Origin of the sequence: Luteolibacter sp. (genome assembly GCF_039920825.1) — a bacterium.
Lineage (GTDB): Bacteria > Verrucomicrobiota > Verrucomicrobiia > Verrucomicrobiales > Akkermansiaceae > Luteolibacter.
Map to the genome: position 1 here is coordinate 254,910 of NZ_JBDSCX010000041.1, position 15,534 is coordinate 270,443.

Annotated in this window: 3 protein-coding genes; all 3 read right to left on the bottom strand. The window is 60.6% G+C overall.

Going from position 1 to position 15,534, the window contains the following annotated elements; translation table 11 throughout:
• Positions 1–9 precede the first annotated feature (9 nt).
• Genes ABIQ96_RS12245 through ABIQ96_RS12255 form a run of 3 tightly spaced genes read right to left on the bottom strand, consistent with a single transcriptional unit; the run spans position 10 to position 15,525 of the window.
• Positions 10–963 (bottom strand): peptidylprolyl isomerase, encoded by a 954-nt coding sequence (locus ABIQ96_RS12245; RefSeq protein ID WP_348214880.1) that lies wholly within the window; start codon positions 961–963, stop codon positions 10–12.
• Positions 960–4,508, bottom strand: coding sequence for a type I secretion C-terminal target domain-containing protein (locus ABIQ96_RS12250; protein ID WP_348214881.1), 3,549 nt, complete (start codon positions 4,506–4,508; stop codon positions 960–962). The genes ABIQ96_RS12245 and ABIQ96_RS12250 overlap by 4 nt, the downstream gene beginning before the upstream one ends.
• Before the next feature lie 37 nt (positions 4,509–4,545).
• Positions 4,546–15,525 carry a choice-of-anchor D domain-containing protein gene (locus ABIQ96_RS12255; RefSeq protein WP_348214882.1) on the bottom strand — a complete coding sequence of 3,660 codons (10,980 nt, stop codon included), beginning with the start codon at positions 15,523–15,525 and terminating at the stop codon, positions 4,546–4,548.
• Between the last annotated feature and the right edge of the window lie 9 nt (positions 15,526–15,534).

The window sequence follows — 15,534 nt, forward strand, 5'->3', positions numbered from 1 at the left end:
TGATATCTATCAGGGTGTGATGGCAACTTGCGGATTCGGGGCGGCCGGGACCAGCAAGCTGGTGGGATACCTGGCCTTAATTTCAGCGTCGAAATCCGCTTCGACAGCCGTTCGGATTCTTTGTCGCTCGGATTGTTCAAGCTCTCGAGAAACAGATTCAAAGGGACGGACAAACGCGGGCTCCACCGCCATGCAGCGGACGAGGAACACGCCTTCGGGTCGGGAGATCACTGCGCTGACCTCACCCGGCTTCTCCAGTGAGAACGCGATTTCAGCGACGGCCTTGTTCCACGGATCCGCTCCGCCCTGGCGCTCCAGCCAGCCCAACACGCCGTCCTTGTAGCGGGTCGCCGCGTGCTCGGAATAGTCCACACTGAGCACGGAAAACCCCTGATCGGGATGAGCGACGAGGTCACCGTTAGAAAAATACCACTCACGGGCTTGGGCGAGTTTCGCCTGATATTGACCGAGCCTTTCCGAATCCGCGCCGGGATCAAGCCAAAGCACGGCGATCCGGCGTTTCTCAGCGGATTGGAACTGGTCCTTCCGCGATTCGTAAATTTCACGCAGCCGGACCTCTGGAATTTCCTCGGACGCCGCAGCCTTCAACTTCGGATTCAGCTCCTTTTCGCGAAGCCGCGAGATCAGAATTCGGGAAATTTCGGCGCGGGCGATAGGATCGGTGTCGATGCCGGCGTCATGTGCGGCCTGATTGAAACGGGCGCGTTCGGTTAGCTCGTCAAGCGCTGTCTGGCGTGACTCGGCATCCGTGCGGCCGGCGTGCTTTTCTTTAAGCTGATAGGCGAGATCTTCTTGAGTGACGGTCACCGAGCCGACGCGAAGCAGCACCCCGTCGTCCGTGGACGGGGGCGTGCTGACCGCCTGATTCCTTGTTTCCTGTTTGCAGGAAACGAAGGTCAGCAGGCAGGCAATCGCAACGGTCTCGATGATAGATTTCCTCATTTTGCCAGATTACGGATCACCGCGTTGCCGGTGCCGCGTTTGAATTCCCACATCAACAGATGGGTTCCCGAACCCGTGAGCTGACGCTGGATGGCGACGGCCGCGCTGGTGGTTTGCGATTGCTTCACCCCGTCGATGTAGAAGACGAGCAGGTCGCTTGAGCCGCCACCGGGGACCTGCATCTCGAAGTTGAGATTCGTCGTGCCACTGACCTCGGCGATGATGCGGCTGGTGTCGCCGGCATTGCCGCCGGAGCTGTTAAGATCGCCGGTGGATTGATTGGTTTTCCAGGTGGAGTTTCCGCTGATCCCGAAGCGCGTGGTTCCGGCAAGCTCGGTGATGCTGGTGGTGGCAAGTTCGCCGGGCTCCAGCTTCATGCTCAGGCGATAGAACCTGCTTTTCGCCTGGGCGGGCAGCGTCTGGCCGACCAGCTTGAGACCGGTGGGATCGGTTGCTTCACTGAAGGTCGAACTGTTATCCGACCATTGCCCCAGAGTGGAGGACGATTCCACGCCCCAATTGACGTCGGCGGCTTTGAACGGGCTGTTCGTTAGAATTTCCGGCTTGCCGTTGGCGACCCGGAACGAAATGGAGTGGGACGGAAGTTGATCCGGCGAACCCAGTCCGAACGCGTAGGCCTGGAGATATTTGGAAATCATCTCCTTCGACATGCCTGCCAGATCCGAGAGTTTGGTCTTGGCGCCGTTGGTGGACGCCTGCAACCAGCGGTCAAAGCCGGCTCCATTCGCTTCCGAGGCGGTATTGGCAACATAGAGAACCGCTTCATTCGGATTCCCGAGTTGATAGATATTGCTTGGAACGAGTTGGAAAAGGACCACCTTCGGACCTCTCGTCAGGCCTTCGGCGCGGGCGGTTACCAGAACTTCCGCGGAATCCTGACCGGCGGGAATCGTGACGGAATCCGGGACATCTTGAATGTGGATGCCTTCCTTGGCGGTGCCGCCGAGACCGAGAGTCACCGTTAGACCCTGGCTAAGATCACCATCACGGTGGATCAGCAAACTGGCAGGCTGGCCGATGCCTGAAACCGCATTCGCCTGCACGACTTCCAGCGAAACCATCGGCCGGTCAACGATAACCCGTTCGACAGGCGCGCCGCCGACGGAGTATTTGAACTGAGGCAGCACCGCGACCTGCACGGCACTCACACCCGCGGTGTCGAGATCGGGAACGGGACGGACTGTTAGTGTTTTGGTGGTCACTCCCCGCGCGAAGCGGACGACCGAACGCAGGCTTTCGTTCTCAACCGCGCCATCGATGACGAAATGCCCGCCGAGCGCGTTCTCGAAGAAGCCCAGCGGCACGTCGAGCGCGGCGGCGGTGCCCGCACCACTGCGGGTGACAACAATATTGAAAGGCTGGTCGAGCGATTCAGTGAGCGGACCAGTCGGGCTGCCCGGCGCGAGTGCGACTTGAACGGAGGAAGGAATGCTCAGGCCGCCCATGCGGATGCGACCTTCGACGATGAGTTGGATCAACTGGCTGCTGCTGACGACCTTGTTTTCCAAGGTGATTTCCTGAGTGACTCCGCCAGGGCGTTTCACGATCAGCACGGTGTCCAGTGTGGGAGTGGCGGTGGAGAAATTTGCATCCAGTCGCACCGAGATGGACTGGCGCGCGTCGCCGGTCTGGCCCCAGTAGAGAGCAGATAGATCGATGATGTCCTTTTCAAGATCGAAGTCGGTGATCCGGTCCGCGCCGGTATCCACGCCACCGAAAACGAAGCGATCAACGCCGCCGCCGCCGGTCAGGATGTCGGTTCCCGGGCCACCTGATAGAGTATCATCAAACGGACCGCCACCGAGACGGTCGTCGCCATGGCCGCCGCGGATGATCTGCGGATGGGTGGCCGAAACAGCCGAAAGGCTGACGGCCTTGAGTCCGGTGCTGAGGTCCCAAATGATCGAGCCGCCCCATTTCGAGTCGAGGTAGTCATGCACGTCGCGCAGCTTTTGTTCGGGAAGCGCCGTTGGGAAAACGAGCAGTTCGTGAAGTTGGCCGCCGAAGGCGTCGGTGATCGGATCGCCTCCGTTAGGAATCGCCGGGCGGCGTCCGCCGATGGTCGGCAGCACCGGATCGATGGATTCAGCCGCGATGTTTTGCCCGTCGTAGGAAAGTCCGAAGACGTTCTGCAGGAGGCTTCCCTCGCGGCGGAAAGTCGAGGTTGATTCCTTGCCCGAAATGTCCACGTAGCCTTGGGTGGCGAGACCGTCCATTTGATAGACCGGCGCTCCGGGATAGGAAATCGCCTGGCTGGTGGGGGCGACTTTCAGGAAACCGCGGTTGGTGGCGAGCAGGGTCTGCGGGGCGTCCGACGAGTCGGCAGCCTTGTAGGCGGCGAGCACGGTGTGATTACTGGTGGAGATGGCCGCATCCTGGAAGAACAGGTGCGCCGAAGTGGATGCAGAGAAATCCGCCGAGTTGTCCTTCACCACGGGTTGGAGCGCTGGAAGCGGTTGAGAAGCGTTCCGGTTGTTTCCAGAGCGATCCGGCCAGGTGCTGATGGGACTGCCCGCGGCGGCAAGATCCATGCCGTCGAGCCAAAGCGTGGAGTCGTTGCCATCGCGGGTGCTCGGGGTGGTGACGCGGATGACCACCTCTCCGGTGATCATCGCGCCGCCGTCATTCCAGCTAACAGGAAGGGTGGCTTGATTCAACGCACGGTTCGAGTGTCGGATGCTCAGGCGTCCCGCTTGGAGGTCGGCGAGCGTTAGATGGCGCATCGTGCCGGCTGCGAGTGGCAGACCGTCCACATCGAGCGTGAAACCGGAACTCGGACTGCCGGTAAACGCGAGATCTATGCCGGCGGGCTGGGTGTCGGAATCCAGAACATGGAGAAAAACGCCCGCCTCGCCGGACTCGGAGACAAGAATTTCCGCGGTGGCAAGTTGTGGGTCGCGGTTGCTGACGTTGGGGTCGCCGCCGAGGTTGTATTCCTGAAGGTTCGTCCAGCCGTCGTTGTCGGGATCCGCATCGGAATCGGCGAGATTGGAATCGAGGCCGTGGAGCTTTTCCCACCAGTCGGGGAGTCCGTCGCCGTCGCTGTCGAGGCTTTCGCCAGGAACTAACAAATCGAGGCGATAATCGGACCCGCGGCTGGCGAAGCTGAGGCCGTAGAATTCCTTGCTGCCGTCGGGAAGCGTGGCGGCCCGGCCGTCGATCGTGATTTGCTGGATCTTGAAGGTGGTGGACGCCGCTCCGATCGATAGGAACTCACCGATCCGGGGCGTTTCCGGCAGATAGGCGAGCGGCACTTCGATGGCGTAGGAAAACAGCTTGTTAGTGCCTTCACCGGTGGGGCGAAGGTCCGCCTTGAGGGTGACGCGGTTGGTGGGGCTGGACTGGTTGACGAAGGTCATTTCCAGTTTCCCAGCCTGAAGCAGGACCGTCTGCGCGCCGCCTACCTGGCGGACCTCGCCATAGAACGTAACCACGGAATCAGTGAAGCCGGGCGCGGCGGCGGCCACGCCTGCCAGAAGGCAGGGGAGGAGCGCGGCAGTGAGGAGATGGAGAAGCTTTTTCATCGGATGGCGGTGATAAGGATTGGAAACCACGGGCATTTCACTGGCCTTGATGGGAGTAGGTTTTGAAGTAGAGCTTGATGTCGCCGATGGTGTCGGAGAGTTTCGTCAGGCCCGTGATGGGATCGGCGCTGAGACCGGCACCGGGGATGACGAGCATCCACTCGGAGTTCCAGACCGAGCGACCTATCAGGCGCGAGTCGAGAACCAGCTCGCTGTCGTCGGCCTCGGGATCGCCGTTGTCATGATACATCCGGAAATCGCCGTGTCGCCTTGGTTCGCCGTAGCCACCATCCACGCCGTTGAGCGTGGGGATGAAGCCGGGCGCGGTCAGGTTGCTCTGGTTGATGACAAACGGAGTGGGGATGCGCTGCTCGTTGACACTCCACATGCGGGTGAACGGCGTCGCCGAACTGGAGGCACGGAGGAAGTCATTTCCGATAGGAACCAGATAGGCGCGCGGGGTGGTGGCGAGTCCGGCGGCATTGTAGTTTTCCAACCAGACCCCGAAGCCCCGCACCTTGGTGGCGAAGTTGGCGGAACTGTAGTTGTGATCCCCGGGAAGCAGCGAGCGACCGAAGACATTGAGTCCGGGCTCGATGCTTGTGGAGAACCTGATGACAAGTCCGGGCTGCGCGGTCGTGGAACTTGCGAACGGCCGGCAGTAGTGGACAAACTCGGGCATTTTGTTGAGATCCGGCACGATCCGGGCCTTGAGCGCGTCCTTCCAGCGGTCATCGCTGGCCGCCGTGCCGCCTTCCGCCAGAGCAGGCCCGATACGGAAGAACTCGCTGCGTAGGGAGATTTTTTCCGTCGCGGTCTGCGGGTTATTGATTCCTAACTGGCCCTTGAGCACTTGGAAATTGGCGTTCATATGGTTGAGGATTTCCGCCAATCCGTTCTGACCCGACTTGGGCTCGCCGTCTGTCCAGAGGCCGAGCTGGCGCTCCTTCACGATCTGGTCATAGACAGGACCTGGAGCCGCGGGATGGCCGGGATCGAGACTCGTCTCGTAGTCGTAGGCCTTGGCGGTTAGCCAGGTGTAGCGGGCCGCGTTATCGAACGCGGTCTGGTATTTGCTCATCGCCTCGTTGCGGGAGAGACGGAAGATCATGTCCTGATAGCGGTTCTTCTGCACCGTGGCGGCGAGCGTCTTGTTGAAAGCCTCGCGCTCGCGCAGGAGACGGAATCCCTCCGACTGGGCGGTGAAATACTCCTGTCGCAGGATTTCAAGGTTCTGCAACCGTGCGCCGATAGCGGCACGGAGCGGTCCTTCATTTCCTGAAGTCGCCTTGAGTTCCACTAACATTCCTTCGATTTCCGCCACATAGTCCACGCGAACACCCGAACGCTCGAGGCCGGCAATAACTTCGTCACGGACAAGTTCAGCGATGCGGGTCCCGATGTCCTTCACTTCGGTCGCGGTGTCCAGTGCAACGTTCGCTCCAACAGCTGTCGCAAGCGCGATTCCACGGGCGATCGAAGTAACGTCATTGGAGAATCCAATACTCGTCGGAAATGCTTCGGAAATCGCTGTTGCGGTTTTGTCAACCGTGTTGCCAATGATCTTGGCGATACCAATCGCAGTTTCCGCGACGACGATCGCCGTATTGATCCCAGCTCGCGTTCCCTGGATTTTGTCAGCCAATCCTTCTTTCTTTGCGATCATGTCGATCTGGTTTTTCAAGCGGATCGTCTGCGCCTGATAGTCACCGAGGAAAGCCGTGTAGGCGTCAATGTCACCCTTGAGGCCTACCTCTTCGTTGAGCATGGCTTCGAGGGACTGTTGGATTTTTCCATAACTCGTCCGCTGGCCCCAACCGGTCGGTGCCTGATAGCCATATGCCGAAGCGCGGGCGACGGGCATGCTGAAGGTCACCGTCGGATCCTCATACTTGTTGCCCTTGATGAATGCCTGCACCGCGGTGGTGAGCTGGGAGCTTCCGCCGGATGTGCTACCGTAGATATCCTTAAGAGTTCCGTCATCCGCCAGACCGGTGACGGTGTTCCTGATATCATTGAAATCCAGCGTCGCCGTGGTCGTCGAGGTGGTTCCGCTAGGAATGATCTGCTCGACCTTGGTCCTGTCCAGATAGGCGAAGAGCAGGTTGTCAGGCCCCTCGTAGCCTTCCGGGAAGGCTTTTCCGAATCCGATGGTGCCAGTGTATGGACGACCGAAGATCTCGATGAGGCGGTTCCGGTAATCGATGTCCTGGCGCATGGCCTCGGCGATCAGGCCGTCGGTGTCATCCGCGATGCGGCGCAGCTTGTTGTCCGCCTTGGCGGCGAAATCCAATGTGGCAAGCGCGTTGGTGCCTGCGGAAACGGCGCGGTTATAAATTTGCTCGAAATGGGTAACGAGGTCTCCGCTCTCGCTGTCCTTCGTGGGGTCGATGTCGAAGGTGATGGCGTCGGAATCGAAGCCTAGCGGATTTACTCCTCCGTCCGCATCGTCCATGGCAACTTGGATTTCATAGAAACCAGCGGCGATTTCACTGACCTCATCCTTGGCCCCGAGGCGCTCGATCTTGTCGAGTCCTTCCGGATTCGTCACCGGAGTCGCGGCGGCGGCATCCGCAGGAAGCAGAGCGTTGGCCACCGCCCAGTCAAAATATGCGGCTTGTCCGGCGCGGTGTGCCCACTCGGAAACGCCCCACGCGCGGGCCGGATCGGCACCGTCGGTGTAGCCCTGCCACTGGCCGTCGGGGTCCTCGGTGTATTTCAGGCGATAGGTGTCGCGGACGATGTCCCGCCCGGCGCGAGCCTTGGCGGCGGCAAGCTTGGCGAAGGTTTTCTCATCGAGGAAATCGACTTCCAGCACGTTCTGCATCAGGGAATACAACTCGGAGCGTGTTCTCCAGTTGAAGTTAGGAGCCTGGAGCAGGTCATAGTGTTTGTTGAGCGCGTTGACGAAGTGGCCCCAAGCGTCGCCGTGGCCTTGCGGATAGAGAATGCGTGCGTCGTTCTCGTTGATGAAGCCATCGCTGTTCGCATCGTAGATGTTATAATTGACGTTGTAGGCAGCCTCGCCGAGACCCTTGGCGTAGTTCCAGAACTCGCGGTTATAAACCGGGTAGCTCTTGCGGAAATCGGTGCCGCGCAGCAGCCCGAGTTCCTCGTGGAGGAGGTCGGGTTCGAAATTCTGGAAGGCGTGGGTGAACGAGGCGACGTTGGCCAATCCGCCGTCATCCGAGACGGTGATGGTGGAGTCCTGCGCATCGCTGTAGGCCTCGCGGGCAAGCAGTTCGTAAAGAACCGACAAGCGGGTGGCGGCGAGCAGCAATGCCTGGTTGATACCGTCGGTGCTAACCGGATTCGAGGAATTGTCGATGGACAGCTCCTTGGCCCGTTGCAGGATGGTTTCATAGAGTTCGATCAGGCCCGTGTTCTCAATGACGTTCTTGTCGGAGTTGAGCGCGACTTTTCCGGCGAAAGGTCCGCCGGCGATCTGGATCTGGCTGGAGTAGGTGGCCGGACTTTCGTTAGAGAAGAAGTCGGTGTAGCGCGCTTCGTAAGGGTTGATGCGGTCGAGGACGCGCTTCACCCAGCCCATGACGAGCTGCGGGATGTAGCGCTTGCTGCCGTCGGCCTGGAGCTGTGGCGAGTTGGCCGCGCCCGCCCATTGGAAGGGAGCGGGGCTTCCGGGTTTCCAAGTGAGCGAGGCGTTGTTGAACTCGAACGGAATCAGATTCCAACCGGTCTCGTTCTTGTGACGATAGCGCATGAGCACCAGCTTGTCCGCGAGGGTGACGTCGGGCCGTCCTTCGAAGACGATGCTGTTCAGTCCGAGGTGTTTCTGGGCGTCGGTGAGTGTCCCGTTTTCGAGGCGGTTCTTCGGCAGGTATTGCTGCCACAGCGTGTGGCCCGAGGAATCGGTTTCCGCCAGATTTCCGTTAGGGAAGACTTCGCTGGCGACCAGGTCAAGCGGTGCGGCGTCTCTGATCCACCATTCATAATAGAGGTCGCCGGTGTTCGCGCCGAACTCGCCGTTGTGGAGAAGCATGACCTTTTCGCTGAAGGCATCGGTGCTTTCCACCACCTTGATCGCGCCGCGGTAACGGTCCGGAACGATCTCGATGATGTGAAGCGAGATCGCCGCGCCGTTGAGCTCGGAGCGGTTGTTCTCCGCGACGGTGACGTAGAGAGAGCCTGTGGGAGTCTGCGTCAGGAGCGAGGAATTGGGAACCAGCGCGGAACCGACGCCGAAGCTGTCGAGGCGCGTGAGGACCGGATCCGGCGAGGTGACCGTGGCCGATAGATCGGATTTCCAGAATTTCTTCACCTCGGGCAAGCCACCTCCGGCAGGCGCCGCCTTGACGCCTTGGAGGAAAACCGGGGCAGTCAGGCTGCCGGGAAGCGCCGTAGCCGCATTCGGGTTCTGGGAAAGCTTGAACATGTCGTCAATGGCCGTCCTCCAGGCGGAGTCCGCGGACAAGGCGCGGATGCTGGTGTATTCGTCCAGCGTCATGACGTTCGGTTCTAGCAGATTGAGCGGGTCCGGGCCGGAGGTCAGTTTCGAGTTGCCGCTGTCCTTGTCGTTCAGATAGCCGCGGAAAACGAGGGTGGACGCCAGCGAATCGTAGTAGAACCGCTTGCCGAGCGAGCCCGGCAGATCCTTGAAGAACCAGCGCTCGGCGATGATCAACAGCTTCGCGGTCTCTGCGGGCGTGAAGCCGGCGGAGCTCATTTGGGCGGCGGTGAAACCGGTCTTCTCACGGCGGTCAAGCGGACGGATGATCTGCGCCGATGCCTTGCCGACCTCGGCGGAGGTCGCCGCGCCGATCACCATTTCCGGCGTGCTGGAATCATAGACGATTTCCGCCGCCTTCATCGCGACGAGGGCGGGAAGTCCGTTGGAGCCGGGGTTCTCGTTGAAATACTCACCGCCCTGATAGGTGAGCGTCTCGCCGCGCTTGAGTTTCGGATAGTCCGAGCGCCACTTGCTGGTATAGACGACCTTGACGGGTTCGATGCTGGTGCCCGTGCCGGTGAAGACCTTGGTATCCGGCAACCATGCCACGGGTGTGCCGTTGGCGGGCATTGTCGGTAGATAGAAATCGCCACGCATCGGATAGAAATACTGGTTGAAGAAGCTGCCGTCACCTGAGACGACCCATGCCTTCCTGTTCACATCGCGCCACAGGGTGCGGCGGTTGACGCCACCGACCTGGATGTTTCCGCCGCGCTCGTCCTGCATCGCGACGTTGCCGATGACGATGTTGAGCGGATAGGGCGGGATCACGAGGTCGCCGGCGAAGACGGGAAACTCGAACTTGTAGGTGAGGTTGTAGGTCTTCGACGGATCCAGCGTGAGGAAACGGTCCTCCGGATTGGTGGCCGGCTCATAGGCGAGGCCGGGAGTGGCTTGGACCACGGCGTCCGTCGGACGTGGGAAGGCGACCGTCCCGGTGCGGGTCTTTCGCACGCCATATGCGGCCATTTCCGGCTCGCCGGTCCGCAGGTTGTTCACCTGTATGAGCACCCAGGGTTCCGAGGTGTAGGGCGATGTTGTTAGGTTGGCATCCGCCTGAAGGGCGAAGGCGGCGAGCGGCGAATTGTTAGGAATTCCGTCGCCGAGGCTCTTCACCTTGAGCGCGGCCCGGCCGGATGCGGCGGCGAGGGCGTGCTCTTCATTCGGATTGTAACCCGCCTTGGCGATATCTCCTTGGTTATAAATTTTAAAGCTGGAAAACTGCGAGAGGTCGAAGACTTTCTGCGGCCTGCCATTGTTGTCCACGCCTTCGGATCCGATGCGGCTGGCAATGAAGATCCGCTTGTCCTTGTTTTCCCCGTTGGTTGGGAAAACGACATCCTTGAATTCCGTGGTCACATACGGCCACGCAACGTTGGGGTTGGGGCCGCGGTCGGTGATGTAGGGATTCTCGTAGTAGGTGATCTCAAGTTTTTTCGCCGCGTCGGTAAAGAGCTGGCTGTGGTTGACCGGGAAAACAGGGCCCCAGGTGCCTACCTCGGCCGTGCGGTTGTAGAGGCCCGCGTTGTAGTTAGAGACCAAGTTGAGGATGTAGCCGGTGCCGCTGAATCCGGCGTTATCAAGCGTACTGTCGATGCGCGTGGCGACTTCCTGAAGGTCGGTATCCGCCCATGTTTCCGGGTAGGTTCCGGAACCGCTAACCGGTCCGATCGCGACGTTGGCCAGCGTCCCGAGGTTGACGAACCTGCCACTGGAGGGACTCGCCTCGAAATTGAACCAAAGCTTGGGACTAACCGACCGGAGTTGTTTCGCGGCGAGCGTCATGTCACGCTCGGTGCGCAGCAGCCGGAGCTCGCTGCCCTTGAGGTAACCCTTGGTATCCGTGCCCAGGCTGAAGAAACGGAATTGGTCGATCTTCAATCCGTTGAGCGGATCGGCATCGACGCCGAGACGCAGCGAGTTCGCATCCACCGTGGTGCCGACGGAAGAATCCGCGGAGCCGGGATACCAACTGGTGACAAAGCTCTGTTCCTTGCGAACGCCGTCCAGATAGAAATCCACGACCGTCACACCGGTGCCGAAAAGCGTGTTGGTGAAAACGTGGACCACATAGTGACGCCATCCCGCGCCAGCCAATGGCAGATCGTGGGTGATCGGCACGCCGCGGAAGTTCGCGGTGACCGTGGAGGCGTCGGCATTGAGGGAAACCTTGAGTCCGCCGCCGCCGGTGCTGAGGATGGTAACCGGTTTATTGGACGCGGTGAGAGTCAGTCCGGTTTTCGATCCGGTCGCCGCTGCGCTGAGCACCAGGGTGGTGGCGTTGACGACCGAGGTAACCTTGGTTCCCGCCGGGATGTTGGTGCCGGTTAGAGTCATTTCCGGCACGATGCCGTTGGTGCTGGCGCAAATGAGGGTCGAAGATCCGCTGACCGTCTTGCAACTGCCGAGGGTCATTGCGGGAGAAGTCGTGAGGCCTTTCGCATTGAGCCAGAAATCCACGACAAATTTATCTCCGGATGGCACCGAGGTCACCGCAGGCGTGGCTCCGGTTTGCACGACGCCGTATGCACCGCCCGAACCAGCCAGGCCGTTTCCGAGTTTTAAACCATGCTGCCCGAGAACGAGCCGCGAGTCCGTGCGGGGAATCACGACGGATGGACTGGATCTAACGACACGGACGGCGAGCTGCTCCTTGTTAGCGGTGCCGTCGGCGGCCTCGTCCGGATTCGGGCGGAAGCTGTAGAGCAGGACGCTGCGGCCGCTGCCGGTCACGCTGAAGGCCTTGGAGGTGCTGGCATCCACGCTCGCGCCGGTGCCCTGATCGGCGTAGGTGAGTTCGCGGAACGACCATTCGTCGCTGGTGCTGATGTCCAGTTTCGTCGGCATGTTGCGGGCCGCGATGGGATCATAGAGGTGACGGTAATGCGCGTCCGGTGTCGGAGCCACCGCGCTTCCGGGGAACTCCGCATCCACCCGTGGAAGATCGGAGGTGAAGACATAGGCGGTGCCGGCCAACTGCCTTTTCGAATCTCCGCTGGAGAGCTTCGTTTCACGGGCGGACGCCAGTTGCGCGGTATCACCGGGATAGGCGGAGACAACTTCGATCTTATAGCTTCTCGCGGGATTGTTAGAATCGGGCCAGTCGAGCTGATAGCTGCCGGGATGCACCGGGAAGAGACTTTGGCCGACCTGATCCCAACGCACCGGCGTGCCGGTAGCCTGGCCGGTGGAAAGGGCGCCCACGCGAACAAAGCCGTCGGCGGGGCCGCGGTCGTCGGTGCGCAAAACAGCGCCATCACAAATGTCCGGGACGAGTTGCAGGTTCGGGTTCGTGGCGTCGAAGGACTGGCCGAGCGGGATTTCCGCCCGGAAAACCGTGGGAACATAGGAGAAGCCGATCTCGGTCGGAGCGGTCGCTGCCTGCACGGTGAAGACCCGGGCCACGCGGTTTCCAACCGCCAGCGTCGCGCCGGCATCCACCATCACGTCGCTGAAGAGCGCGATGTTCGTGCCGACGGCGTTCAGGTTACCGCTCGGTGGCGATGGGAAATCGCCGAGCGTGTAATAGCGGTCGTTAGTTCGATAGAACGATCCGACCTCGACCTTGCGTCCGGCGTCGATCCAGATTTCGTTCAAGCTCGCGTTGCCAAGAAGCGGGTTCGGATAGCTTGCGGAAGTCGGTTCGAGAGCGGTGCGGGCCTTGTTATAAACCCGCACGAACGAGAGTCCGCGGAAAGGAGCGCTGCCCTCGCTGGTCGGACCTGCTGCGGAGAAACGGTAGCGAACCTGTGCGGCCATGGTCCATTTCAACCTGATCCAACCGGTGACAGTGACCGGCGCGGTGGCCACGCGGTTTCCTGTCGGACTCAGTTGGGTGACCGCCGGAGCACTCCGCAGGCCGGAAGTGCCGTCCGGGAGATTCAATTCGTAGGTCTTCGCTGTGTAGCGGAATCCGGCGACGTCCAAGCCGAGCGAATCATTGCCGACCGCACGGTCAATGGAGGCGGCAAATGGGGAATCCTTGGCATACCAGTGGCGGCCGATAGAAGGGCTCGGGTTGCCGACCCCCGCTCCTGCGCTGAGCGTGTTGCCATCCAAGTCCACCGTCTCGACGAAGGCGGCATACTCGAGTTTCCACCGCCAGATGACGGTGACGTCGTGGGTCAGGGTGGTCGTGAAGAACGTGTGCGTTCCCTGGATCACCTGGCCGTCGATGGCGTAGCCGTCGTTGACGAGGCGGTAGTAAGCGGTGGACCCACCCGTTGGCGGCGGGTATTCACCGGCACCCGCGCTGAGTTGGTTGAAGGTCTCGTCCAGATAGATAAACTCGGGGGCTTCGAAGCGTTTCACGGACTCGTAGGGAGCCTTGATCGTTCCGATTTCAGGGTTGAGGCCGACTGCAAGATTCCCCACGTCGATCGAGGTGCCATCGGGCTTTTGGAATTTGCTCTCCACCTTGATCACGACAGGCCGCGAGAAGGTGACGGCGCTGGGGATGCTCGGTTTTTGCAAAAGCGACTTGTGCGAAATGCCGACCGCTCCGGTGGGACCTTCGATCCCGATGCTGACGTTGCGGGTGGCGCTGAAGCCGTTGATTTTCTTGAACTGCATCTCGATCGAGTTGCTGCCCTCGTAGAGGATGACCTGGAAGGAAATCCTCGCGGCGGAGTTCGCGTATTCCTCCATGTCCTGATAGTCGATGATGAACACCCGGTTCGGCGCGGAACCTCGGGTCGTGTAGAGGATGTTGCTGCTGCCGCCCTTCACCATGTCCGTCCAGAACGGAGCGATGAAATTGTTAGGAGTGGAGGCGTTCGGGATCGGCAGCGGACTGAAGCTCGTCGAGGATCCGCCGAAGGTGATCAGGCCGTTGGTCGAAGCTGATAAAGTGCTGTAGGTCTGGTCATAGAAATAGAACGGGAATCCGATGCTGATGGACTGGGCGTAGTCGTCCCCGGAAAGGTCGGCGGCAGTGACCACGTCGGCATCCGTTGTTTTCAGGTTCAGGGCGTTGACCGGAGTGGTGCCCATGGTGTAGCCGAATCCATCGCTGCCCGAGGCGGGAGCGTCTCCGCTGCCGGTGACGACGATGTTGTAGGGGTTTTCATTTCCGTCGGGATCGTTGTTGGCGATGTGGAGAGTGGCGGTCCTGCTTCCGCCGGCGGAAGGGACGAAATTAATGACGAAGGTCGTGACACCGCCGCCACCAACGACGGAAGCGCTTGGTGGGGAAGCCACCGTGAAATCGACCGAGTTCGCGCCGTCCTTGGTGATCGCCAGTCCCGAGAGGTTGGCATCACCGGTATTTCTGATGGAAAAAGTCAGCTTGCCGGTGGCACCCACTACGACGGATCCGAAGGCCTGGGTACCGCCGGTTAGAATCGTGTTGGAGGTAGGTCCCTGCACTTCGATCTCGGGAGCGGTGCCGGTGCCGGTAAGGTTGATGACAAACGGCGATTCGCTGCCATCCGGGTCGTTGTTAGTGATCGAAAGGGCCGCCGCGCGGGCACCCCGGCCGGAGGGAGTGAACTTGACCGTGAGGGCGGTGGTCCCCGACGGGGAGCTCACCGGTGCGGTCGGGCTGGTCGTGATGGTGTAGTCGGAGGAATTCGTTCCGCTCAAGCTGGCGACCAGTCCGGTCAAATCGGCGTCGCCGGTATTGCTGATGGTGAAGGTCAGGCTGGTATTCGTGCCGATTTCCACGTTTCCGAAGGATTTTGAACCTCCCGAGCTGATGCCTCCACTTTCGTCCACCGCGATTTCGGGTGCGAGGCCGGTGCCGGTGAGGCTGATGTTGTAAGGGCCCTCGTCACTGTCGTTGTTCGCGATGCTGATGGCCGCGGCGCGGGTTCCCCGGCCTAACGGGGTGAAACTCACGGTGAAAGTCGTGCTGCCACCCGCCGCCACGGGCGCGGCCGGGCTGACCTGGGTGATGATGAAATCGCCGGAGTTCGCGCCACTCTTGGTGATGGCCAGTCCGGTGAGATTCGTGTTTCCGGAGTTGTTGATCGTGAAGGTCAGCAAGTTCCCAGATCCCGCGGCAACGGAGCCGAAATCTTTCGAGCCTCCATCGGTGATGCTGCTTCCCTGGACCACATCGATTTCCGGCGAGAGGCCGGTGCCGGTGAGCGTGATGTCGAAGGGATTCTCGTCCGGATCGTTGCTGTCGATAGAGAGAGCGGCGGTTCTCGCACCGCGTGCTCCGGGGCTGAAGGTAACGGTAAATGTCGCGGATCCCGCAGCGGCAATCGGTATCGACGCCGGGCTGACCTGGGTGACGGTGAAATCGCCGGAATTCGTCCCGCTTTTGGTGATGGTGAGACCGGTGAGATCCGCGTCACCCGTGTTCTTGATCGTGAAGGTCAGCGGCGTGCTGGATCCCACATTGATCGAACCGAAGTCCTTGGATCCGCCGTCGGCGATATTTGCGGCGGACTGCTCTACGGCGATGTTAGGTGCGGCCATGGCGGTGCCTGCGGACAGGGCCACGAGGCAAAAGGTGGCAAGCAAGGTCAGGATCCGGTTCGGTAACGGAAATTTTTTCATCAGACTTGGGATCGAGAATGGAGTGATGGCAGAGAGAGTCATGGGGGTAGG